At 53.4% G+C, this 25,336-nt stretch carries 17 protein-coding genes; 8 read left to right on the forward strand and 9 right to left on the reverse strand.

Going from position 1 to position 25,336, the window contains the following annotated elements; all coding sequences use genetic code 11:
- Positions 1-11: 11 nt before the first annotated feature.
- Both F552_RS0105915 and F552_RS0105920 read left to right on the forward strand, forming a co-directional pair.
- Positions 12-3,743 (forward strand): proline dehydrogenase family protein, encoded by a 3,732-nt coding sequence (locus F552_RS0105915; RefSeq protein WP_033374872.1) that lies wholly within the window; start codon positions 12-14, stop codon positions 3,741-3,743.
- A gap of 71 nt (positions 3,744-3,814) precedes the next feature.
- Entirely contained in the window at positions 3,815-4,795 is a 981-nt protein-coding gene (locus F552_RS0105920) for a LysR family transcriptional regulator (protein ID WP_018150811.1), read from the forward strand.
- Between the two features lie 136 nt (positions 4,796-4,931).
- Here F552_RS0105920 and F552_RS0105925 read toward each other — a convergent pair whose 3' ends face one another.
- The 3 genes from F552_RS0105925 to F552_RS0105935 all read right to left on the reverse strand — a co-directional run bounded on the left by F552_RS0105925 (position 4,932) and on the right by F552_RS0105935 (position 8,368).
- On the reverse strand, positions 4,932-6,056 hold the full coding sequence (locus F552_RS0105925; protein WP_156802237.1) for an FAD-binding oxidoreductase: 1,125 nt from the start codon (positions 6,054-6,056) through the stop codon (positions 4,932-4,934).
- 8 nt (positions 6,057-6,064) lie between these two features.
- Entirely contained in the window at positions 6,065-7,315 is a 1,251-nt protein-coding gene (locus F552_RS0105930) for an aromatic ring-hydroxylating oxygenase subunit alpha (RefSeq protein ID WP_026182430.1), read from the reverse strand.
- A 138-nt stretch (positions 7,316-7,453) separates the two neighbouring features.
- On the reverse strand, positions 7,454-8,368 hold the full coding sequence (locus F552_RS0105935) for a LysR substrate-binding domain-containing protein (RefSeq protein ID WP_018150814.1): 915 nt from the start codon (positions 8,366-8,368) through the stop codon (positions 7,454-7,456).
- 299 nt (positions 8,369-8,667) lie between these two features.
- Here F552_RS0105935 and F552_RS0105940 point away from each other — a divergent pair, with 299 nt between their 5' ends.
- Together F552_RS0105940 and F552_RS19805 are read left to right on the forward strand one after the other, a co-directional pair.
- Entirely contained in the window at positions 8,668-9,738 is a 1,071-nt protein-coding gene (locus F552_RS0105940) for an ABC transporter substrate-binding protein (protein WP_026182431.1), read from the forward strand.
- Between the two features lie 125 nt (positions 9,739-9,863).
- Positions 9,864-10,784, forward strand: a complete 921-nt coding sequence (locus tag F552_RS19805; RefSeq protein ID WP_018150816.1) for an Ldh family oxidoreductase — start codon at positions 9,864-9,866, stop codon at positions 10,782-10,784.
- Between the two features lie 195 nt (positions 10,785-10,979).
- Here F552_RS19805 and F552_RS0105950 read toward each other — a convergent pair whose 3' ends face one another.
- From F552_RS0105950 to F552_RS0105965, 3 genes are all read right to left on the reverse strand, one after another.
- Positions 10,980-12,257, reverse strand: a complete 1,278-nt coding sequence (locus F552_RS0105950; protein ID WP_245546661.1) for an MFS transporter — start codon at positions 12,255-12,257, stop codon at positions 10,980-10,982.
- 735 nt (positions 12,258-12,992) lie between these two features.
- Positions 12,993-13,646, reverse strand: a complete 654-nt coding sequence (locus F552_RS0105960) for an SOS response-associated peptidase (protein ID WP_018150818.1) — start codon at positions 13,644-13,646, stop codon at positions 12,993-12,995.
- A 301-nt stretch (positions 13,647-13,947) separates the two neighbouring features.
- Entirely contained in the window at positions 13,948-14,358 is a 411-nt protein-coding gene (locus F552_RS0105965) for a winged helix-turn-helix transcriptional regulator (RefSeq protein WP_018150819.1), read from the reverse strand.
- 91 nt (positions 14,359-14,449) lie between these two features.
- On the opposite strand from F552_RS0105965, the gene F552_RS0105970 reads away from it, so the two are divergent.
- Positions 14,450-15,301: an SDR family oxidoreductase gene (locus tag F552_RS0105970; RefSeq protein WP_018150820.1), complete on the forward strand. Its 852-nt coding sequence runs from the start codon at positions 14,450-14,452 to the stop codon at positions 15,299-15,301.
- A 60-nt stretch (positions 15,302-15,361) separates the two neighbouring features.
- On the opposite strand, the gene F552_RS0105975 is transcribed toward F552_RS0105970, so the two are convergent.
- Together F552_RS0105975 and F552_RS0105980 are read right to left on the reverse strand one after the other, a co-directional pair.
- Positions 15,362-18,712, reverse strand: coding sequence for an EAL domain-containing protein (locus F552_RS0105975; protein WP_018150821.1), 3,351 nt, complete (start codon positions 18,710-18,712; stop codon positions 15,362-15,364).
- A 194-nt stretch (positions 18,713-18,906) separates the two neighbouring features.
- Positions 18,907-20,496: a methyl-accepting chemotaxis protein gene (locus F552_RS0105980; protein WP_018150822.1), complete on the reverse strand. Its 1,590-nt coding sequence runs from the start codon at positions 20,494-20,496 to the stop codon at positions 18,907-18,909.
- A gap of 292 nt (positions 20,497-20,788) precedes the next feature.
- On the opposite strand from F552_RS0105980, the gene F552_RS18620 reads away from it, so the two are divergent.
- Positions 20,789-21,712, forward strand: a complete 924-nt coding sequence (locus tag F552_RS18620; RefSeq protein WP_018150823.1) for an NUDIX hydrolase — start codon at positions 20,789-20,791, stop codon at positions 21,710-21,712.
- A 77-nt stretch (positions 21,713-21,789) separates the two neighbouring features.
- A complete protein-coding gene (locus F552_RS0105990; protein ID WP_018150824.1) occupies positions 21,790-21,990 on the forward strand; it encodes a hypothetical protein in 201 nt (66 codons plus the stop codon).
- A 118-nt stretch (positions 21,991-22,108) separates the two neighbouring features.
- On the opposite strand, the gene F552_RS0106000 is transcribed toward F552_RS0105990, so the two are convergent.
- On the reverse strand, positions 22,109-24,274 hold the full coding sequence (locus F552_RS0106000; RefSeq protein ID WP_018150825.1) for a malate synthase G: 2,166 nt from the start codon (positions 24,272-24,274) through the stop codon (positions 22,109-22,111).
- Between the two features lie 151 nt (positions 24,275-24,425).
- On the opposite strand from F552_RS0106000, the gene F552_RS0106005 reads away from it, so the two are divergent.
- Positions 24,426-25,325: a LysR family transcriptional regulator gene (locus F552_RS0106005; RefSeq protein WP_018150826.1), complete on the forward strand. Its 900-nt coding sequence runs from the start codon at positions 24,426-24,428 to the stop codon at positions 25,323-25,325.
- Positions 25,326-25,336 lie beyond the last annotated feature (11 nt).

A 25,336-nucleotide genomic window follows, 5' to 3' on the forward strand; every position in this document is an offset into this window, starting at 1 on the left:
AAGGAATTATCATGACAATTTCAGCGATGAGTAACGGTGAAGAGCTTAACTTGCTCAAAGGAAAAATAGCATTCGACAATACCCAGGAAGAAGAACTGGTTATCAACCGGCTGATGCAAGAAGCAGAGTTCTCTGCAGATGAGATCACGGAAATTCAGTTACTCGCAACCAAGTTGGCCGAGGGGGTCCGGGAAGCACGTACTACAGCGGGTGGCATTGATCTGCTGACACAAGAGTTCTCTCTGGATAGTAAAGAAGGTATTGCCCTGATGTGTCTGGCGGAAGCCATGTTGCGCATCCCTGATACCGGCACCCGTAACAAGCTCATTCGAGACAAGATTGTCGATGGGGACTGGAAGTCCCATCTGGGGAAATCCCCATCGCTGTTTGTGAATGCCACCGCTTGGGGCTTGCTGGTGACCGGTAAGCTGCTCAAAAAGAATGATCACGCCAAACTGTCAGAAGCACTGACCAGCGTGATCCGGAAAGGCGGCGAAGCGGCCGTTCGTGCCGGTGTGGCCTATGCCATGAAGCTGCTGGGTAATCAGTTTGTTACTGGCCAGTCGATTGAGGAAGCCATCAAGGTAGCCAGCAAGCGCGAGGAGCGTGGCTATAAATATTCTTATGATATGCTGGGTGAAGCTGCGCTTACGGTAGAAGATGCCGACCGCTATTTCAAAGATTACTACCATGCGATCGAGGAAATCGGTAAAGCGGGGGGCGGGCAAGGTCCGATTGACGGGCCTGGTGTGTCGGTAAAAATCTCTGGTTTGCACCCTCGTTATGAAGTGATGCAGCATGAACGGGTCATTCAGGAAATGTACCCCAAGCTGCTGCAACTGGCCCAATTGGCCAAGCAATGCAATATCGGTTTCCATCTGGACCAGGAAGAAGTCGCACGTTTTGACCTGACGCTGGAAATGTTGGAACGACTGGCCAAAGAGCCGAGCCTGGCTGGCTGGGATGGTTTGGGCATTTCGTTACAGGCCTATCATAAGCGTGGCCGTGCCGTGGTGGACTTCATTATTGCATTGGCGCGGGAATCCAGACGCAAGATTCTGGTACGACTGGTGAAAGGTGCTTACTGGGACTCTGAAATCAAGCGTTGCCAGAGTGAAGGTACTACCAACTATCCGGTCTTTACCCGTAAAGTACACTCGGATGTCAGTTACATCGCGTGTGCCCGGGCGCTGCTGCAAGCACAAGACGCCGTGTTCCCGCAGTTTGCCACTCACAATGCATTCAGCATTGCCGCCGTCTATTGTCTGGGCAGCGGCAAACAGTTCGAGTTCCAGTGCTTGCACGGCATGGGCGAAAGCGTCTACGACCAGGTAGTAGGCAAAGACAAGCTTGGCAAGGCATGCCGCATCTATGCCCCTGTTGGCCCGCATGAAACACTCTTGGCGTATCTGGTCAGACGTTTGCTGGAAAATGGTGCCAACTCATCATTTGTAAACCAGATTGTGGACCCGGCGGTATCGATTGCAGAGATCGTTGCCGATCCGGTAGAGAAAGCCAAAAGAACCAAAGGCTATCCGCATCCAAAAATCGTGATGCCCCCCAATATCCTGCCTGGCCGGAAAAATGCCAATCCGCTGGACTTCTCGACCCAGGCATTTGCAGATGCATTGAAAAAGCTGACCAGCGAGACGCGTCGTTTGAGTGATGGTGGGAATCATGCGGCAAGCACAACCCTTGCTTTCCGTGCACCCAATGACTTCAATCAGCTTGCTTACCAAGTAGACATGGTCCCCGTGGAGGCTGTCGGCATCCGCCTTAACAGCTTCATTGCAGATGCCGGTTTTGAAAAAATGGCGCTGGCCACCAAAGCCGAGCTGATTGCCAAGCTGGCCGATGTGCTTGAATCTAATGCCGTATTCCTTGGCACCATACTGGTACATGACTTTGGCAGAACCCTCAGTGATGCAGCCATCGAGGTCAGGGAAGTCATCAACATTCTTCGTTTGCATGCGACTCAGGCGTCTACGGATGTGCAGCTTGCTGCAGAACAATCAAAAGATGCCGTGACGATCATCTGGTCTGAATTGTTCGAGGCAGGTGCACTGTTTGCAGATTTGATGCGCGCCTTCTTGTCCAATACCAAGGTGCTATTGCTCTCTGTGCCCCGCTTGATGCCATTGGTGAATCATCTCACGGCCGAGCTGTTTTCCTTGTCGCCTGCGGCACGTACCACCGTGGCGGTTGCTTGCGTCAATGAGGAGGATATCACCAAGGTCATTCAGACGCTCCGTACAGACGTGATTGTGGCCAATGCGCTTAGTAAAGTGGCGCTTTCCCGCCTGAGTGCGCAATTAGCGCAGAGCAATGGGCCAAAGCTGGTTCAAACCTTTGTTCCCGGCACCAATGCCATGATTGTGGACAGCACCGCACTGCCAGAACAAGTCATTTCGGATGTCATGGTTTCTGCCTTTGACTTTGCCGGTCAGCACCCGAATGCATTGAAGCTGCTGTGCATCCAGTCCGACACGGCAGACAGCATTATCTCCATGCTCAGCAGCATGCTGAATGAGCGTACCATTAATCATTCCGGAAAAGTGTCTACCGATATTGGTCCCGTAGCGCAGGCTGACCTGGCAGAAGAATATGACCGTTATATTGAGCATCTGAAAAAACTGCGCTTCAAGGTGTATCAGGCCAAACGTTTTGATAAGTCTTCACTCAATGGTAATTTCTGCAACCCGGGCATTGTCGATTTGGGGACCATGACTGACTTGAAGAATGCGGATCTCACGCTGCGTGCGCCGATCGTCCATGTAGTCCGGTGGGAGGCAGACCAGCTGGATCAGCTGCTAGCCGTGCTTGATACCTCCCTGCACGCGAACAGCATTTGTGTGCATACCAGGATCAACGAAACGGTAGGGCAGATCTTGTCCCGATCAACGGCTGGGTCGATCTTTGTCAATCGGAACATCTCCCGTCGTGTTTCCGGCATGCAGCTTAGCGGAGGGGCGGGCAGGTATTGCACCGGGCCAAGCTATAACGGCCCACTGGCTATCTCGACATTTGGACGTTTCAAGCGTTCCGAATGGGCTACGGATGCCTGCTTCCAGCGTCCTGCGCTGATCAACAATGATAAATACTACGAGATGCCGTTTGTGGATGAAAATGCCAAACTGACCGCTCGGCTGACCAAACTGCTGGACAATGCCGAGTCCCGCAAATCGCGGCTGAATGATCTGTACCAGTTCTCGTTGAAGTATATCGGCTTTAATAACGAGTTCCGCCAGTATTTGTCGCAATTGATTGCCAAGCTATACCATCTGGTGGACAGTTCCATGCCGATTGTTCTTCCATCGTTGACAGGGGAAGAAAATACGCTGGAATTTATGCCGCGGGGCAATGTGCTGGTGCTGGGTTCCAATGAGGCTAATCAGATGGGGCTTATCCTGTGTGCCTTTGCATTCGGGAACAAAGTATTTATCAAGAAAGGCTCGCTATCCGAATCTGTGGCCGGGGTGCTGAAGTCGTCTGATCTGGTACTGATTGATAATGTGAACGAAGCATCGGTTAACTACAGCAAAATAGATGCTGCACTCTATATGGCCAGCGACAAGGTTGACTCGGGTCTAGTCAGTAGCCTGAGAAACGAAGGTTGCCCGGTATTTGAATGTAGTAACGACTACTTCAATGTGCATCCGTATGTTAAAGAACGGGTGGTATCGATTAATGCGAGTGCATCGGGTGGCAACACCCAATTGATGATTTTGTCTGAGACCCTGTAAGGAGAGGGCCATGCCAAGCATGGCCTTTCCTTATGCTAAACTGGAGAATCACCCTTGATGCTGGTCTTGCAATGAATACATGTCCGCCACTTGATTTACTCCAGACCTGGGTTACGGTTGTCGAGCTAGAGTCGGTTTCTAAAGCTGCCATTCAGTTGCGGGTATCCCAGGCGGCTGTATCACAGCATGTGCGGGCGCTGGAAGAAATTATTGGCGTACCCCTGCTGGACCGGTCATTCCGTCCTGCCCGGCCAACGCCGGCGGGCATGCGTCTGTATCAGGATGCCGGTTTGCTGATCGAGCATGCCAGCCAGCTGATCAGCAATGCAAGAAACGTCATGCGTGCTAAAGGAACCACCGTCAAGATTGGCTGTGTAGATTCCTTTGCTGCGACCATTGGCCCGCAGCTCGTCAAAGGTCTATCGAATTCATCGCTCAAGATCACGCTCTGGTCGGGTATTACCCCGGTACTGGATGAGCAGATGAATAACCGCTTGCTGGATATTGCCATTACTACCGAAGGCTCAACCAAGCGAGCTGGTATCAGCCGCCAGAAATTATTCAGTGAATCTTATTTCGCCGTTTTTCCCAAAGATTTTCCGCTACAGCCGGTCGAGAACCTGATTCAACTATCCCATCGTTTGCAGTTTATTCGCTATAGCTCCCGTTCCGTGATTGGTGCACAGATTCAGGCATATCTGGACGGTCTGGGGGTAGAGATCGAGCGAAATTTTGAATTTGATGCGACCGACCCGTTGCTGAGTCTGGTAGCCGCCGGGTTGGGGTGGGCCATGATTACGCCACTATGCTTGTGGCAGTCCAGGCACCACTTGGAAAACGTCACCGTGATTCCTTTGAACCGGATTCGGTCACTGGGCAAGCCTTGCCCCCCGCTGGAGCGGAGTTTTTATATGCTTTGGCGGAAGGAAGAACTGCAGAAAATCCCGAGCTACGTCAAAGAAATCGTCTCTGAAGTCGCATCCCGACAAATTTCCAAAGAGATTGCCGGCATTCTGGGCATTGATGAGGACTCGCTATTTTCTTTTGGATAGCATGCTGTTACTGGTTGTGGTGCCTGTCGCTTTTTGGGACTGACGTACCAACCGTTATCTCTCCATGAAAAAGTGCCCGACAGTTAAACTGTGCGGGCACTTTTGGTTTGTCATGCATCACTGATGGATTTTTAGATTATAGTTCGAGCTGCACCAGCTGCCCGGATGGTTTGCTACAGCAGAGCAAACAGTACCCCTTGTCGATTTCCCGTTGACGGATACCACCTTGGTGCTTCATTTCTACTTGTCCGCTTACCACCCTGGTTTTGCAGGTTCCGCAGACTCCTTGACCGCAGGAAGAGGGGACAGGGACCCCTTGGGCTTTCAGGCTGGCCATCAGGTTTTCTGCCTGATTGACTTTGATCACCCTGCCAGATTTGATTAATTCGACAACACAGATATCTCCGCTGATGGCGGCTTCGGTCGGTACGGCACTCTCCAGTGAGAAACTCTCCTGATGATAGTGCGCTTCGGGAAAACCGTGCTCCAGGAGCAGTTTTTTGACGTAATCCATATAACCGGCCGGACCGCACACAAAGACTTCCCGCTCGGTAAAGTCCGGTATGTTTTTCTGTAGTACTTGCGCGTCCAGTCGCCCGGTCAGGCCTTGATATGCTGAATTGTTGCTCACGTTGTCACAGAGGGTGACGAGACGGAAATGGGGGTTCTCACCGGCCAACCTGGTCAGTTCCTGATGAAATATAATATCGTCAGGGCTCCGGGCATTATGTACAAACACGATATCTTGATGGATGCCCAGATCAGCATACGTTCTCGCCATCGACATGACCGGCGTGATGCCAGACCCTGCAGACAGAAATAGCATCTTCGCTGTCCGGTGACCCACTGGCGTAAATGCACCAGCCGGATCGAACGCCGTCAGTAGGCTATTTGGCTGGAGGTGATCATGCAACCAGTTGGAAACTCGCCCCCCGGGTACCCTTTTCACGGTAATAGCGATGGTATGTGGCTTGGTGGGAGGAGACGAAATGGTATAACACCTGGAAACCTTTTCTCCCTCCATATCCAGTTCCAGGGTCAGAAACTGCCCTGGTTCGAAATAGAACTTCTCATAATCGATGGTGCTGAATGTAAATGTTTTTACATCATGTGTTTCTGCTTTGACCGAACGGCAAATGAGCAACCTTTTGCCTGGATGACTGGATGAAGTTGCCTTCATTTCCCATGTTGCTGCCTGTGAAACCGGGTCAACCGACGTTGACCCGGTGGCAGCCAAGTGTGTATTCACTAGCTGGTTCATGTTCAATATCAAATGTTGTGCGCTTCCAGGCGCCCGGTATACCAGTTCACGAACCCATCTACATATTGTTCTGAAAACCTGGAGTAAGGGCCTGGTTCATAGCCAGGGTCCTGGGTACCACTGTGGTTGATGGCCACTAGCGCAGCATCTTGTGCATTGGTGGCCATCCAGACAGACGTCAAATTCTTGACATCGTAATCTACCCCTTCCACCGCATCGGCATGCACTAGCCATTTGGTTCTGACCAGGGTCTTGTCTGGTGTCAGCGGAATCAGGTATGAGACCACCGCATGATCACTCATGACATGGTTCCAGCCGCTATGCGTCCACAGATGGGTGTCGCCCTGGTCTTTGCGGGTGCCATTCCCCAGTAGTTTGGTACAGGCAACCTTGGTATCTGGTGTCTGGCTCTCCCCATGGCCCGCCATCACCAGCCGCTGGGTTCTGAACAAGGTTGCCACATCGGGCGTCAGTTTTTCGACTGGCTCACAGATCAAACCGTCTTTTTCCCAACTTGCCTGATAATCTGCATTCTTTTTGCGATAGTCGGCCAGGGACTTTTGTCCCTCTTCATTCAGTTCTTCTTCGCAGTAGCCAAAGTCTTCAGCCAGGAAGGTGGTGGTTAGCTCTGGATGAGTACCTGCGCAGTGATAACACTCGCGGTTATTTTCCATGACCAGTTTCCAGTTGCCGTTCTCGATAATCTCTGCTTCATACGCGATTTTGGTATTGTCGAGTTGGTAGGGGGCCAAGCGTGGCAACATGGTTTCTTCCAGTGCTGCAATATCGGCAGGTGCCTCATTGGCCAGACAGATAAAAATCAGACCTCCAACCACTTTGGTGTGAACGCTCTTTAACCCCTTGCACTTGTGATCAAAATCCTTGCCCATCTGAGTGGCGTGCAACAAGTCGCCCGTTAGCTCATAAGTCCATTGGTGGTAAGGACACACCAGTTTGCCAACCGTTGCTTTGCCAGCCTCTTTGATTCGGGCACCGCGATGCCGGCAGACATTTCGGAAGGTGCGGATTTCATTGTCATCGTCACGAACGATGATCACGGATGACTTGCCAATATCGACGGTACAGACATCACCGGGTTCTGGAACATCTGCACTGACACCAACCAGGATCCAGTGTTTGTGGAAAAAGACATCCACGTCATTTTCAAATACATCCTGACGGCTAAATAGCTCGCTTGGCATGCTGTGCCCTGGCACTCTGCTACGCAGCAACTCGGCATGGCTCTTCATCTTTGACATGTTCCTCTCTCCTAAGTAAATGCGAAAATGATGTGTTTCATCACGCAAACATTATTAGGATTGGGGAAATTTTCCGTCAACGCGCTTTATTTTCCAGTGGCATTCCTTGAAGTCATGCGAGAGCTAAATGAAGCCGTGTCATTCGTTTTTCAGCCAGCTCATGACATCATGAACCGCTTGTGTTATTTGCTGCCCGTTTGGCAGAACCAGATAGTAACTTTCATCCATTTTGGCCGTATGGGGAGTTACCCGCACCAGCTTGCCGGTCGACAGAAAATCCTCCAGCAAGCGGCCCCAGCCAAGCACCACGCCTTGTCCATGCAAGGCTGCCTGAATGGCATCCGTGTATAGGCTGCAGCGTAATGAATATCTCAGCTTTGGTGCCTGAAAGTGATTCAGTTCAAACCACTGATGCCAGCCCAGCCATCCTTCCAGTGTCGAGTCATATTCGATGAGCGCGGATTTTGATAATTGCTCAAGGCTGGTGATATGGGGGTGATTGTTTAACCAGGAAGGAGAGCAAACCGGAAAAACTTCCTCGTCAAATAAAAAGAATGACTTGCCATCTGGCCAGACGCCATCGCCATATCTGACAAACAGATTCACATCATCCGGGTGCAACTCGGACGTAAACATCTGGGTGGCAAGGCGCAGATTAATCTCGGGGTGCTCATTTTTTAGCTGGGATAATCTGGGCAACAGGTGAAAGTGAGAAAACGCAGCTGTCGTTCCAAGTACCACTTCTCCCTCATCAGGCTCCAAGGCAAGCTTGTCAAAGAAACCGGCAATTTTCTGAAGTGCTGACGTCACCACTTTGTTCAGTTCTTTGCCCGCTTCTGTGAGCTGAATGCTTCGATACTTCCGGTGAAAAAGATCTACCCCCAGCTGTTCTTCCAGTGTCTTGATCTGTCTACTGACAGCGCTCTGCGTCACACCCAGCTCGTGTCCTGCCTTTGTAAAGCTCGATAGCCTGGCTGCCGCCTCAAATTCTACCAGTGCCGTGAGTGAGGGCAGCAACCGCCGGTAACCTTTTGTATGCAAGGAGGGTTTCATGATGTATGCGGGCTTTTCCTGTGATGGTTAAACGGGAATCCTGATTGGCAGCATCTCAGGGCTGAAGGGTGCCTTCTTTAACATAACCAAGTCTGATGAAAAACATAAGAAAGTGTTGGCTTCTCCTGTTTGTTGCGCAAGTTGAACTACGCTCACTCCAACGTCTTGAAATGAATTTCAGGCCATAACGCCAGATCCAGCAAACTACCGCAGATATGGTGATGGCAAGACGAGAGTTTATTTCCAATGCTTTTCTGGTGCGTCCTTCATTCATAGTTTCATTTTATAGGAGAAGAGTCATGAAACTAAATAGAAGTACTATGTCGATCGCGTTGTCTGCCGGTTTGGTAGCGGCATGTGCAGCGCAAGCTGGTGAGCTAACTTTTACATCTTGGGGTGGTTCATACCAAGAAGCACAAGAAAAGCTGGCCGTAAAACCGTTTGCAGAAAAGACGGGTACCAAAATTAAGGTAGATACCTACAACGGCGGGATTGCGCAAATCCGTGGTCAGGTACAAACCAAGAATGTGACATGGGATGTTGTCGATATGCAGCTGAGCGACATCATTCGTGCATGTGATGAAGGCCTGCTGGAAAAGATCGACCCGGAAAAAGATCTGGCTGCAGGTCCAAAAGGGGTCAGTCCTAAAAATGATTTCTTGCCAGGCGGGTTGAATACGTGCATGGCCGGTAATATTTCCTGGTCCACCTCATTGGCATTTAACAAAAGCAAACTTGCCAAGGCACCTACAAAAGTGGCCGATTTCTTTGACCTGAAGAATTTTCCGGGCAAACGGGCCTTGAGAAAATCCCCTGAAGGCGCACTGGAATGGGCGCTGATTGCAGATGGCGTACCTGCCGGCCAGGTTTACAAAACACTGTCTACGTCTGCCGGTGTGGATCGTGCCTTCAAGAAGCTCGATACCATCAAGGCTTCCATTGTATGGTGGGAAGCCGGTGCACAACCGCCCCAGTTACTGTCAGATGGTGAAGTGGTCATGACCTCTGCCTACAATAACCGTATTTATTCTGCCATTACCAAAGACAACAAACCGTTTGAATTCATGTGGGATGGCCAATTGCAGAACGTAGAAGGTTTTGCGATTGTGAAAGGCTCCAAAAATGTGGCCGATGCAAAAGCCTTTATCAAGGCATCTACCACGCCAGAAGCACTGGCCATCTTTGCAAATGAAACCGCATACGGGCCAATCCGCAAGTCTTCCATTCCTTTGCTGGACAAAAAGATTGCCAAGTATTTGCCAACAGCACCACAGAATCAAAAAGGTGCATTGGCTGTTGATACCTTGTTCTGGGCAGACAATGGCGATGCCCTTAACCAGAAGTTTGCAGTTTGGTTAGGCCGTAAATAAGCTCTCTCCACTTGAGCCACCGACAATGGGTAAGGCCTCCCCTTACTGGTTGTCGGTTTTTTTATCTGTATTGCTGAAAAAGCACTTCAACTTCTTCGGCGTTTTTAGACAGGATAAAACAAGACATGCTGACGCTGGCTGTACATGAAGCGACGGTACTGTGTACCCGTGCGGCAATCGCCAGTGGCGCAGCTATTGCGATGGCCGAGTCACTCGCCAAAGCCATTATTGCAGCAGAGCTCAGGGGCAAGCACCCGGTCGGGATTGCGCATTTCTTTGATTATCTGGAGGCGATCCAACAGGGGCGTATCGATGGGTTTGCTGCGCCCGTGCTGAGTTACCCGACGCCAATGATTGTCATGTCTGATGCCAAAGGCGGCATCGCCCAGCTAGGTTTTGACCTGGCATTTGAACAACTCGTCACATCGGCCCGCCAATCGGGCATCACCATCTTTAGCCAGAAAAATGCGTACACCTGTGGCGAGCTAGGCTATTTTGCAGAACGTCTGGCCAAACAAGGTCTCATTGCGCTGGCGTTTGGTAATTCGCCTGCATTACTCGCGGCTGGAGGTGCCACCAAACCCGTATATGGGACAAACCCGTTTGCATTTGCAGCCCCACTGGACAATAACGAGATCGTGCTGATTGACCAGGCATCCAGTGCAACCGCATTTGTCAGTATTCGCGCGGCAGCTGCCAAAGGGGAGAATATACCCGCCGGCTGGGCAATGGATGACAAAGGGCAGGCAACCAATGACCCCGCCAAGGCATTGATGGGGTCATTACTGCCATTTGGCGGCATGAAAGGCGGCAATATTGCCTTGATGGTAGAAATACTGGCTGCCTTGTCGGGTGCCAACTGGTCACTGGATGCACCTGACTTTCTGTCCGGGAGAGCATCTCCGGGTGTCGGTCTCACGATTATTGGCATTTGTCCGGCTTTGTTTTCTCCAGATTTTTGTCATCGACTCACAGCGCATACCCAGCGGCTGAATGAAGATTTCAATGTTCATATTCCGGGCCAGCGCCAGCGGGCCGCCCAATAGGCTTCTGCAGAGAAGGATATTCAGGTATCGGAGGCTGACTACGTCAGGCTTTGTGCCATGGTAGGGGCTTAGCAGGGCACAAAAGATCAACAAAACCAATGCCTAGATTTAGGGTAGGCTCAGGTTATTGTGGCATTTTAAATGCTTTTTAAAAGCCACCCCATCCCGGATAACCAGTCTCTGCTGTGGACCTTGTTAGTGCGAAAACCCGGTAGCCGTTTCACTGAGACTCTTGCCCTTGGTTTCCGGGGCCAGCCATTGTGAGATGGCGGCGCCGATAGCGGCAATGCCGGCGGCGATGAGGATCGTTTGTGAACGCCCAAGATTGGTCATGCACCAAGGCATCAGGAATGTGCCGAGTCCTGCACCGATCCGGCTGAAAGCCGCGGCAAAGCCGGTCCCGATGCCACGGATTTCGGTGGGGAATACCTCCCCCGGGTAGATACAGGTCAGTGTGCCGCAACCGGCATTAAAGAATGAAAATACCAGGAACAGACCCAGCACGACCATCCCCGGCGCATTAGCCCATAGCCCCAGAATGGCGAGGATGATCGTGATGATCCACTGCGGAGGTACTGTAAGCACCCGACGACCCGCTTTGTCTATCAGCACTACCGTGAGCACGCTACCGGCCAGCGCAACTGCCGATAGCCCGACACCACCGGCGAGGCCTCCACCCAGTCCAAACGTCTGCAAAACACTATCGGCAAATGTAGCGATGGCAAAGTATGGTGTCACAACACAGAAAAAGAACAGTGATACAAACAGGGTAGAGCGCCAATACTGGCGGGAGAATAGCATCCGGAAGCTGCCGTTTGCTTGCGTAGTTTCCTTTTCCATGTCAGCCATGTCAGAAGCACTTTCCATATACCTGCGTGCTATGGTGCGGGCTTCCTTGGTCCGGCCTTTGCTCCACAGCCAGCGTGGTGACTCTGGCATGCCAAGTCGACCAAGGAATAACGCCACTGCGATAAACGTGCTGGTGCCAAGAATGTTTCGCCAGCTCATGCCCGTATAATGGTCCAACAGATAGCCTACCACGAAGGCAACCATGAACCCGGCGTACCAGGCAATCAGGGTCAGCCCCATGAGCTGCCCACGGATCCGGGCAGGGGCAAATTCTGACAGCATGGGCCAGCCTACCGAGTATTCGGCACCGATGGCGATACCCATCAGTAGTCGCACCACAAACAGCTCTAGCGGCGAATTGGTAAAAACCTGCATGACCGATGCAATCACAAACAACCCGATATCGAGCATGAACAAGGGTTTACGGCCAAACTTGTCGCCAGCCCAGCCGCCCAGCGGCGAGCCGATGAGAATGCCGAACAGCGCGCCAGCAGCGATCAGGCCTTCCCAGAACAGGGAGATGCCGAGTTCGGCCGTCATGTGGCTTGTTACCGGTCCGACAATCCCGAGGATATAGCCATCCAGAAATGTACCGCCGGTAAGTACAAGGATCATCCTGATCATAAAGCGTCGCTTGAACGCTGAGGATGTGTCGTTTCCCATTACATCGGCAGAAACAACGGCTTCATTTCCATACGGGGTCATGCCTCTCTCCTTTATTGCAGCCTGCTTTCAGAAAGCCGGGTCGTACTGGCTAACGGTGATGGTGGTCACCTGCTGCCAGTATTCTTGATAATTGTGCGATGCTGTGATTTTCTGCTGTAACCAGATGGGCTGCGTATTATTTTGATCAAACGAATCCCGATCTGTGGTTCTGAATGAGATTACTTGCGGTCGCAAGTGTATTAATCTGCAGAAATTCCCGAACTAACCCAGACGTCTGAAATCCGATCATAACCGACACCGAGGCGCGGGCTATGCGAGTTACGTCGTTTGGGTATGGATGAGTCGTACGGATTGACATCATTGTGAGGCTATTTAGGCTGCTAGGACACCTAGAGCGATTCTGAATCATCGGGACGCTATCGGTAAGTGTTGTTGCAATGACTAGCATTAACCTGCAATGTTGTGACAAGCGGTTTTTTTAAGGTACTGATTTTATTGGATTAAATTTATTTATTCCTGCATGGGGTGCAAGGGGTCGGAGGTTCGAATCCTCTCGCTCCGACCAAAATCATATCAAAGACTTACAATCGAAAGGTTGTAGGTCTTTTTTGTTTGGTAACGATCAAGGCAAAATACCCCTGCAATTTGTAAGGCGGCGAAATCTTTTGCATATACGTGCATCTCTCTGCCGATTCAGAAAAGCGACAAATTTTGCGAGACCCTGGCCGCTTTGGGCGATGCAAAGGCTGTCATTTTGTCGCCTGGATAGGCTCTCAAAAAGCTTCTGGCGGTTTCTGTGTTTTGGCAAGTTAGCCAGGCATCGTATTCTTCTGGCCGGACAATCACCAAAGACCGCTTTTCATCCTCGGGTTTGTGCATGCGTCTCATCAAGGGGTGATCATCTGCATTGATGGTGATCTGGGTGAAGGCGTGCGAGCGTTCTCCGGTGGCTGTTTGCCATGTCCGCCACAAGCCTGCGACGGCAAAGGGAGAGCCATCTGCCATGCCGATTTGCCAGCGTTCTGCTTTCCCGGATTCGTAGCAGGGTTCAAAAAAACCGAGCATCGGTACCAGGCAAAACTGGGTGTGCTGCCATGCATAGCGGTATGCTGGCCGCTCGCCCAGTGTTTCTGCCCGGGCATTCATGGTAGACAGTCTGGCACCTTCAGGCTGGTGCGCTTTGGGGATCATGCCGTAGCTGGCCGTTTTGGCGATGCCGTGTGGCAGGATGATGGGCGCGGCATAGTCTTGCCAGGCTTCTTCCGGCCAGTCTGCGTCATGATCAAACCGCGCGCTGAAGTGGCTCCGGAGCTGGTGTGGTGTGGGCGTAAGGTAGTTGATACACATCGTTGGCTCATCGTCCTGGCAATCGGGATGATTGTAACCATTACATGGCTGCTTTGGTACGGATAGAAACGCAGGTTTGCAAATCTGCACCTGTTTGTTCCAGGCTGGCCGGTGTGTTTCTGGCCATGCTGTGCGCAGATGGCGCAAGGGCAGGGACGGGGCAGCTATTGGAGATGGATGATGTCTTCGACATCGTTGTACCGCGGCAATACTGGAGGATGGGCACGCACGAACCAGAGCGTCCGGTTGTGCCTCTCAAAGGTATTCCAAAGACTCCCCGGCTTGTGTTTGTCTGCCAAATCTACTTGGTAATGTCTGTCCGGTTCATTTCCTCTCTGGCCTGCAAGATACTGGGCAGATGATGTTCGATCCAGTCTGCCAGTTCTTGCACTCGTACGCCCACGTCCTGCCCCAAAGGGGTCAGCGAGTATTCGACATGCGGCGGAACTACCGGGTAAGACTTGCGTAGCACAAAGCCGTCTCCTTCCAGCCATTGCAGGGTCTGGGCCAGCATTTTCTCGCTCACGCCACTGACCTTGCGGCGCAAATCACTGAACCGTAGCGTGCCGCCCAGCAAGGCCACCAGTACCAGGACGCCCCAGCGGCTGGTGACGTGCTTTAGCACCTCGCGGGAGGGACATTGTTCGGCAAACAGGTTGCCGCGCAGCAATTGGGCAGAGAGAGATTGGGTTTGCGGCTGCTGAACGCTCATGATACTAACCTTTAGGTGCGTACTTACAAAATGTAAGTAATGGCGTTATTCTGACATTTCTTCTACGCAACATACAAAGGAATTTTTAACCATGATCGCTGTTACCGGTGCTACCGGCCAATTGGGCCGCCTTGTTATCCAGTCCCTGCTGGCCAAAATGCCTGCTTCGCAGATTATTGCCGTAGTGCGCAATCCTGCGCGTGCAGCGGATCTGGCCCAGGCCGGCGTGCAGGTTCGCCAGGGGGACTATACACAACCCGATAGCCTGATTTCTGCTTTCCAGGGTGTCGAGAAGGTATTGCTGATTTCTTCCAGTGAACTCGGGCAGCGGACTGCGCAGCACAAGCATGTGATCCAGGCAGCCAAACAGGCGGGCGTGTCGCTGCTGGCGTATACCAGCTTGCTGCATGCAGACCGCTCGCCACTTGGTCTGGCCGCAGAGCATCAGGCCACAGAAGCCTTGCTTAAAGAATCAGGGGTACCGTTTGTGCTGCTGCGTAACGGTTGGTATACAGAGAATTACCTGGCCAGCATTCCGCCAGCTCTCCAGCATGGTGCGTTTATTGGTAGTGCGGCTGAAGGCCGGATTGCCTCTGCTGCCCGGGCTGACTATGCCGAGGCTGCTGCTGTCGTGCTGACACTGGATGACCAGGTGGGCAAGGTGTACGAACTGGCTGGTGATACGTCTTATACATTGGCTGAATTTGCCGCAGAACTGAGCAAGCAGGCGGGTAAAACCATCCCGTACGTGAACATGCCGGAGGCTGACTACAAAGCTGCGCTGGAAGGAGCTGGTTTGCCAGCGCCAATTGCGGACTTGCTGGCGGATTCGGATACCGGCGCCTCAAAAGGCGGGCTGTTTGACGACCAGCATCAGCTCAGCCAGCTGATCGGCCGTCCGACTACACCGTTGGCTGCGTCCATGAAGGCTGCTCTGGCATAACCGTGTGATGACCGTCTGCTGCATCCAGCGGCAGACGGTTTCTTATTGTTCTCTGCGGCACTAACTATCCGCCATACTCTGCTGATACTGGCTTAGCCAGTCCTGAAACACCCCGGATGCCATCGGGCGGGCAATCAAGTAGCCCTGCGCGATATCACATCCTAACTGGGCCAGGTGCTGCCAGTTTTCTTCTGTTTCGATACCTTCGGCCACCACTTTGTGTCCTAGCTCATGTACCAGGTCGATGGTAGAGCGGACAATCAGTTCGGCATCCTTGCTGGTGCCCATGTTGCGAATAAAGGACTGGTCGATCTTGATGTATTCAACCGGCAGTTTTTGCAAATAGCTGAGCGATGAATATCCGGTGCCAAAATCATCGATATACAGCGAAATGCCCTGATCTTTCAGGCGATGCAGTACCTGTAGCGCAAACTCTGCATCTTCCATGACCGTGCTTTCGGTCAGCTCTATCTCAAACAGCCCGGGGGCTATGCCAAGACGCGTGCGCAAGGCATAAATGTGGTCCAGCAACTTGCTGTCTCTCAGGTTGATGGCCGACAGGTTGACGGCAATCGGCAAGGCTTTATCCTCTTTTGACCAGGCCAGATTAAGGTTCATGGCCGTTTCGACCACCCATTCGGTCAGGGGCTTGATCAGGCCGGTATCTTCCGCCAGCCCGATAAATTCATAAGGGGGAATCAGGCCTTTTTGGGCATGCTGCCAGCGCACCAGCGCTTCTGCGCCACAGACTTGCCGGGTGCGCATGTCCACTTTGGGTTGCAGGTAGAGCCGCAGGTCCCCGTTCTCGATGGCGTGCCGCAGTTCGCTGGCAATGGTGAGCCTGCCGGTATTATCCGGGCTTTTGTCCGGGTCAAAAATGACATGCTTGCGGCCGGTTTTTTTGGCAAGATGCACCGCAATATCCATGTGCCGGTACAGGTCGTGCGGAGAGCGTCCGTGCTCCGGGCAAATGACGACGCCAATCCGGGCAGAGACATCAAATGAAATATCCTCTATCCCGAAGGGCCGCGACAGCGTGCTTTCCAGCTGGTGCAGCAGATGGGCCACCGAGGACTTGCTGCTATCGGGCAAGAGAATGGCAAATTCATCGCCCCTCAGGCGCGCCACGGTGGCGGTGGGGGGGACGGTATGCAATAGCCGGGTCGCAAATTCGCACAGCATCTGGTCTCCCTGGCTAAAACCCAGCGCATCGTTGATGTCGCTTAGCTTCTCGATATTGGCTTGCAGCAAGGCAAAAGACGGGTGTGGGACATCCAGCATGACCTGAATGATTTCGGTAAATTGTGTCTCGTTGGGTAACCCTGTCAGCGTATCAAAGTGAGTCAGGCGGTACAGGCTGCTCAGATGGTCTTGCTGCTCTGCCTTGACGCGCAAGGTGGCGATCCCGAAAGCCAGATCATCCGCAGATTCTGTCAGCAACAGGCTTTCATCCTGGCCAAACGTATCGGGGACCGTGCTGTAAATTGCCAGTGCCCCAATGATTTGTCCAGCAACCGTCAGCGGGCAGGCGATGGCGGAGGCGTAGTCATATAACCGGTTCTCCCAGACGGCGTAGTTGGGGTCATGCACGATATCCCGGGCAATGCAGGTTTGTCGGGTCCGAATGGCCCTTGCAACGGCTCCTTGGCCAAACGCATTGTCTGCCCAAGTAGTTTGTAGTGCATTCAGGCCGGCGAGGTCTCCGGGGTAACCGGCCACGGCCATGGCCCGGAGTGTTTTCTCCTTATCCTGCTGGGCGTACCAGACCACGGCCGTGTGGTAGCCACCGGCTTCGACAATCGCGGTGCACATGCTGTCCAGCAGGTTTCGCTCATCGGTGGCACGCAGCATGGCCCGGTTGCCGGCACTGAGGGTTTTCAACCCTTTGCCCAGATGCTCCAGGTCGTGCACGTGCTGTTCAAGCTGGGCATTCAGTGCCTGGATTTTCTCTTCTGCGTGTTTACGGGGGGTAATGTCAGTGCCCAGCACATAATACCCCGTTACGTTGCCGCTACTCCCCCGGGTGGGGGCGTAATGAATGACCTGCCAGACATCGGGGAACGGCTGCCAATCGTAGCTTTGAGGTTCGCCCTGCAGGGCATTGGTAATCAAGGGAGATGCAATGGCATAACGCTGCTCGCCCAGTATCTCCCTGACGGTACAGTTGGTCAGATTGTCCCGGTCTGGCGCAAAACGGGCCCGATATTGCTCATTGACATAGACATAGCGCTGGTTGGCATCTACATAAGCGATAAGCGCAGGTACATTGCTGACCACACTGCGCAGATGGCTTTCACTTTCCTGCAACTGTGAAGTACGTTCTCGGACGTGTTGTTCCAGCAGTTCATTCTGGGCAAGTAGCACCCGCTGTGCCTGGCGTTCCAGTGTGGTATCGCGGAAGACCAGTACCACCCCCCGCAATGTACCTCGGGTGTCGCAGATGGGGGATGCACTATCCGATATCGGGTACTCAGTGCCGTCACGGGCAATCAGGACCGTATCACCGGCCAGGGCATGGGCTTTGCCGGTGGTCAAGACCTCCTCTACCGGAATGAGCGCTGGCTGGCGCGTCTCTTCATGGATGATATTGAAAACGTCACTTATCGGACGACCTTTGGCGTCGGCAAATGGCCAGCCGGTGAGTCGCTCTGCCACCGGGTTCATGCGCGTAATGCAAGAGTGGGTGTCGGTTGCCAGAACGGCATCGCCAATCGAGTGCAATGTCGTGGACAGGTTTTCTTCGCTGTCTGCCAGGGCGCGCTGACTGGCCTCGGTGGCACGCAACTGCCTGCGCATGACCACAAAGGTGCTGGTCAGTACAAAGAAGACAAATAGTGCCACCAGCGTGGCAACCGTAATCAGGATGCGATGGTTATATTGCTGGAGCTGGTTCCGGTGATTAAGGAGCCGGCTTTCTTCGGCCGCCATGTCATGGAAGAGCCGGTAAAGACGCTCGCGCGTGGCCTTTAGCGGTGCGGTATTGGCATAGGCGGTGGCGGCGGCCAGACCTTGGGTTGCCCGTAACTGCTGCACGCGATTGGAAATGGCCAGCCGCTGGTCAATGACCAGGCGCAGTTGTTGCAGGCGTTGCTGCTGTTGCGGGCTATCTGCGGCTAACTGTTGCAGTTTGCGAAACGTGTCTTCCCGGTGGCGGATGTACAGGTCCCGCTCCTGAATAAAGGCGGGGTCGCCGGTAATGCGATAATTTTGGGTGCTGAGTTCGATTTGCAAAGAGCTTGCCCGTGCCTGGGCTATATGATTCAAGATTTCATGGGTATGCGCCACCATGACGCTTGCATCGACTGCATCTTCGGACAGCTTCCATGTGGTAGCGCACAATCCTGCAATGACAATGGCCGCTGTCGCGAAAATGGTCAGAACCTTGTTTTCTAAACTGTAAAAAAACGTCAAGTGCGTGCCTCACGGAGCCCATGCATGTCTGCAAAAAACTATTTAATGTCCTAATAATAGGTATAGACCAATAACCGTCAGCTGGCTGGCATTTTGGGGGCGTGAGGCAGAAAAAACAGGGATGGGAAGATCAAAAAAATAAACCCGCATGCAGAGAGGTCTGCATGCGGGGTAAGCAAAAACTAATAAAGGGCTTAGAGCGACTTCTTGAAGTGAGCCAGCAGGTCGTTCAGCTCCTGAGATGTGCTCTCCAGTCCATGCGCAGCCACGCTGATATGGGTGCCCGTCTGGATGTTGGTAGCTGACAAGTCGCTAATCCGGGTCATGCTGACGGCAATCTCGTTAGAGGTGCTGGACTGGTGTGCCAGCATGCTGGCAATTTCTTTGGCTTTGGTGCTTACCTGGTCACTGGCTACCGAGATGTGTTCCAGGCTCTCTTTGTTGCCATGGATCAGCGTGGTGCTGTTTTCTACCGCATTGACCACTTCGCCAATGTGAGTGATGGTATGGTGAATGCCATTCTGGATCTGGTTGATGGTGGCAGTGATTTCCACTGTGGTATTGGCGGTACGCTCTGCCAGTTTTCTGACTTCGTCAGCCACAACCGCAAAACCCCGGCCTTGTTCACCTGCGCGTGCGGCTTCAATGGCTGCATTGAGTGCCAGCAGGTTGGTCTGATCGGCAATTTCCTTGATGGTGGTGGTCAGCTGGTCAATCTGGTTGGCCGCTGTCTGCAAGGTTTCCATCTGATTGTGCGTGGTATTCACCACGCTGACCACTTCACTGACTGCCTTGATAGAGGCTTCAACCTGCTGGCGACCGTCATTGACAATGGTCTGCGTTTTTTCAGCTTCCATCGCACTGGACTGGGTGGCATCCGAGATCTCGGCAATCGAGCCGCTCAGTTCTTCCAGCGATGCCGTCATGTGGTTGATGCCTTCCAGGGCTACCTCGGTTTCGCGGTCCATTTTTTCAGCTTGTTCACGCAGTTGCTCTGCATCTTTCTGCACATTCTTGGCTGCATGCAATACATCGCAGAACGTTGCACGCAGGTTAATGCGCATGGTCTGCAATGAGGTCAGCAGCGCGGCCATTTCTCTGAAGCCGGAAATCTGGATGTTCTCGCGCAGGTCGTTTTCGCTAATCTTCTGCACGGCCAGTTGGGCCTGCTTGATCGGCTTGCTAATCAGCCCATAGAGCCATGCCATTAGCCCTGCAACCACCAGACCGCTGATGCCAGCTACCCCATAACGGATATTGTCAGATACCGGGAGGGCCATGGATGCAATGGCCAGCAGCATAATGACGGTGAAGATGACCATGTACAGTGACAGGGGCAGGCCTTGCTTGATCGGGGTGGCGCTCAGGCTGGCCTGACCGGCATTGACGGCTTTGTACAGGGCATCGGCCTGGCGGACATCTTCCGGTTTGGGCGTGTTACGCACAGATACGTAGCCAGTGGTTTTTCCGTTTTCGGTAATCGGGCTGACGTAGGCTTCTACCCAGTAAAAGTCCCCGTTTTTGGCGCGGTTCTTGACGATGCCGCGCCACGGACTGTTGGCTTTGGCGGTGACCCACAAGTCTGCAAAGGCAGAGGGGGGCATGTCAGGATGGCGCACAATATTGTGTGCCTGATGCAGCAATTCGTCTTTTGTGTAGCCGCTGATATCCAGAAAGGCCTGATTTACGTAGGTGATCCGTCCTTTCAAATCCGTTTTGGTTACAATCGGACTGCTTGGATCAACAAAACGTTCATGATCAGTGACGGGGAAATTTTTGCGCATGTGAGTGTCCGGCTATTGGTTTATTTTATGGGCTAGAGTGTAGCGAATCCCTGCTTTTTTTAATAGTTAATTGATGAAAAACGCAGGCGTATGATTGACGTTTTACTGCTTGTATGTATATGGCATTTTTATTCGGTTTTTTAAGGCGAATTTCAGTTTTACCATGATAGTGAGCCGACAAATGATCGGGAACGACGGCAAGCTGGTGATTATCGACGTACCGGGATGATGACGTTATCCGGATTTGGTAAGCAAATGGCCGGTGCACCGGCACACATTGGTAAGGGATGGTATGGCGACATGCTTGGATGGGGGCGTTGTTCGGCAGTTGATCGATGCAATGAGGCTGCTGGATCACCATGATGCCCGGCAAGTCGGACAGCGCTTTGTGCCATGGCGCCTCCACGGGCAACGGCACGGCTGGCTGCAACGGCGTTACCTGACGGAGCATGCAGAGCTTGCAGCATGCTTTACGACCCGGGGAGCAGAGAATGAGTTATCTCTGGAGATGGCGCCGCATGCATTGGCATCGGGGGACTTGTCTCGCTGTTTGCATCAGCTGTTTCGGCAGGGGGTGTTTATCGAATGGCGGGATGAAGCATTTCCGGTCCGGCCGGTGAGCGATGACTTTGCCGCAGCGCCTTTGCAGGATCTGGCGCTGGAGCGCGGGTGCTTCCGCTTGCTGGGCCTGACCAGCCGGGCTGTGCATGTCAATGTCTGGTGCGGCCCTGAGAACGACAGGCGAGTGTGGGTGGCACGGCGTAGTCTGAGCAAGCAGGTGGACCCGGGCAAACTGGATAACACCATTGCCGGGGGCATTGCGGCAGGCGAGTCGGTCATCGAGGCGCTATGTCGGGAGGCCTGGGAAGAAGCCGGCTTGTCTTTGACGGCTTCTGATGTCAGCCACAGGGCGATGTTGCCGGTCTTGTCGATGCGGCTCTTGCCGGAAGGTTTGCACCGGGAATGGCTGTTTATCGAAGATATCGAGGTGGATGACGCATTCCGGCCGCAGAATCAGGACGGGGAGGTGGCCGGTTTTGCCTTGCTGGATGTTCCAACGCTGGCAACCAGTATATTGGCCGGCCAGTTTACCCGCGATGCCGCCTTGACCCTGCTGTGCAGTATGTCGGCCCAAGGCGTCTTTGGTGCTTACAAGCCGTTGTTTGACGACTGGCTGGCCCAGCGGGAGATGCTGACGCTGTTTAGTGAAACCTGAGCTGGCATGTGATTTGCTTAATACAGACCATAGAGAATTTATAACCCCCATGGTCTGTTCATTAAAAGGAGTTCATCATGCCAGCTCAAATCGTACAAAATCTGACCCGTGAAGAACGTAATACCTTGAAATCTCGCGTACATGCGGTGGAAAAGGAACTGAAGTTCTGGAGTTCACAGCCGCTAAGCGCATTTACCCAACGCCGTGTGCATGATCTGGAAGAGTTGCTGATGCAGTTGCGCGGTGCTTTTCCGCATGGTGCGGCGCGTGCAGCCTGACTTGCGTGTCATGTTGTGGTGCATCATGCACAAGAATGAGGCGGTCATGACAGGCAGCTACAACAAAAAACCCGCTCAGGCGGGTTTTTTGTTTACTGCTTGATCAAGTGGATGGGGCTCAGGCACTGGCCTTGGCCACTTGGCGCCATTGGTGCAGCAACGGTTCAGTGTATCCGCTAGGTTGTGCGCAACCCTTGAAGATCAGGTCTGAAGCGGCTTTGAACGCAATCGAGTGTTCAAAGTCTGGCGCCATGGGCTTGTAAGCCGGGTCGCCCGCATTTTGCTGGTCCACAATGCTGGCCATGCGCTTCAGGGTTTCTTCTACCTGGGCGGCTGGTACCACGCCATGACGCAGCCAGTTGGCAATGTGCTGGCTGGAAATCCGCAAGGTGGCGCGGTCTTCCATCAGGCCGATATTATGGATGTCCGGCACTTTGGAGCACCCCACGCCTTGTTCTACCCAGCGCACCACATAACCCAGAATGCCCTGTGCGTTGTTGTCCAGCTCTTGTTGCCGTTCTTCTGCCGACCAGTTGGCGTTGTCTGCCACCGGAATGGTCAGCAAATCGTTCAGATAATCGACCTTGGACTGTTTTTCCAGCTGGGACTGGACGTCCTGCACGTTGATCTGGTGGTAGTGCAGTGCGTGCAAGACAGCCGCGGTTGGTGACGGTACCCAGGCGGTATTGGCACCGGCTTTCGGATGGGCGATTTTCTGCTGCAGCATGTCGGCCATCAGGTCCGGCATGGCCCACATGCCTTTGCCGATCTGGGCGTAGCCGCGCAGGCCGCATTCCAGGCCAATCTGCACGTTGTTCAGCTCATAAGAAGAAATCCACTTGGCTTTCTTCATGTCGCCTTTGCGAACCATCGGGCCTGCTTCCATGGAGGTATGCATTTCGTCGCCGGTACGGTCCAGGAAACCGGTGTTAATGAAGGCCACGCGCGAAGATGCTGCGGCGATACAGGCTTTCAGGTTCACGCTGGTACGGCGCTCTTCGTCCATGATGCCCATCTTGACGGTAAAGCGTGGCAAGCCCAGCAGGTCTTCAACCCGGCCAAACAGTTCGTTGGCAAAAGCGACTTCATCCGGGCCATGCATTTTCGGTTTCACGATATAAATGGAGCCAGTGCGCGAGTTGCCTTTGCGCTTTAGGTCATGCATGGCAATCAGGGTGGTCACAATGCCATCCATGATGCCTTCCGGCACTTCGGCGCCGTCTGCCAGCAGGATGGTCGGGTTGGTCATCAAATGCCCGACGTTACGCACAAACAGCAGCGAACGGCCATGCAGCACCAGGGTGTCGCCATTCGGGGTGGTATAGCGGCGGTCTTCATTCATCCGGCGGGTGAAGGTTTTGCTGCCTTTGCTGACTTCTTCAGTCAAATCACCTTTCATCAGGCCAAGCCAGTTGCGGTAAATCACCACTTTGTCGTCCGCATCCACTGCGGCAACAGAGTCTTCGCAATCCATGATGGTACTGACGGCCGCTTCCATTACGATGTCTTTGACGCCTGCCAGATCTTGCGCGCCAATCAGGTTGGATTTATCGATCTGCAAGTCGAAATGGAGAGCGTTCTGCTTGAACAGGATGCTGGTAGGAGCATCGGTAGTGCCGTTATAGCCGACAAACGCACTGGCGTCTTTCAGACCGGTCTTGCTGCCATCGACCAGCGTCACTTGCAGCTGGCCATTTGCCACCTGGTAAGCCGTGGCCTGATGGTGCGAGCCAGATGCCAGCGGTACGCTCTGGTCCAGAAAATCACGGCCAAACTTGATGACCTTGTCGCCACGGGCCGGGTTGTATGCGTTGCCTTTTTCTGCGCCACCGTCTTCAGAGATGGCGTCGGTGCCGTACAGCGCATCGTACAGGCTGCCCCAGCGTGCATTGGCCGCATTCAGGGCATAGCGCGCATTCATGACCGGTACCACCAGCTGCGGGCCGGCCTGCTGGGCGATTTCGGTATCGACATTCGGGGTATCAACCTTCACGTTGGCTGGCACGGGGCGCAGGTAGCCAATGCTTTCCAGAAAACCGCGATAGGCAGCCATGTCCCGGATCGGCCCCGGGTTAGCACGGTGCCATTGGTCAATCTCGGTTTGCAGGCGGTCACGCTCGGCCAGCAAGGCTTTGTTCTTGGGGGCCAGATCGTGGATCAGGGTATCCACACCCGCCCAGAAAGCGGCCGGGTTAATGCCGGTGCCGGGCAGGGCTTCTTGCTCGATGAACGCATGAAAATTGCTGGCCAGTTGCAAACGATGAAGATTGATCCGTTGTGTCATGTCGGTACTCGCTTTTAGAGGGATTTGGTTTTATTTTAGCTGCAATGCAACAAGTCTATGCGGGTATTCGCGCAAATAGAATAGCGATTTTTGTCAAATGATCTTTTACTTATGGTATTAAATGGAAACATGAAGAACCGGGAGTACCGACATGGATCCGTTTATCCAGATCACCTCGTTTGTCGGGGTGGCCACCAAAGGCAGTTTATCGGCCGTTGCACGGGATGAAGGCGTCACGCCGGCCATTATCGGACGGCGCATCGATGCGCTGGAAGCCAGGCTGGGCGTGAAACTGCTGCTGCGCACTACCCGAAAAACCACGCTCACGTTTGAAGGCGTTGCGTTTCTGGAAGACTGTCAGCGCATTCTGAACGATCTGGCCAATGCAGAAGCCGCGGTCACGCTGGGTGGTGCCAAGGCCAGCGGGCATTTGCGGGTATCGGCACCGGCTGGTTTTGGCCGCCGTTATATTGCCCCGCTGGTACAGCAATTTTCACGCATGCACCCCGAGGTTTCCGTGTCGCTGGAGCTGACTGACCGACTGGTGGATTTGGTGAATGAAGGTATCGACTGCGCCATTCGCATCGGGGGGTTGGCTGATTCCAGTCTGGTCAGCGTGAAACTGGCAGAAAATCGCCGCGTGGTGGTGGCCAGCCCGGACTATCTGGCGAAGTTCGGTTACCCGCAACACCCGCAAGAACTCATGCAGCATCAATGCCTGTTGCTGACAGGCAGCAGCCAGCACCGGGGGTGGATGTTCCAGATCAAAGACGAGATTCAGCTGGTCAAGGTGGCGGGACAACTAGAGTGTAATGATGGTGCCGTCTTGCATGAATGGGCGCTGGCCGGGCTGGGGCTGGCATGGCGCAGCTGGTGGGAAGTCGGGCAGGATATCGGGGCAGGGCGGCTGGTCACGGTGCTGGATGACTTTGCCGCACCGCCCAGCGGTATTCATGCCTTGTTCCCGCAGCGGCAACTGCCACTGCGGTTACGCCTCTTTGTGGACTATATCAAATCGTACTTTGGCCAGTCGCCGGCATGGGCTGGCTGATACAACCCTGC

It is taken from the genome of Leeia oryzae DSM 17879 (assembly GCF_000376945.1).
In the GTDB taxonomy this organism is placed as follows: domain Bacteria; phylum Pseudomonadota; class Gammaproteobacteria; order Burkholderiales; family Leeiaceae; genus Leeia; species Leeia oryzae.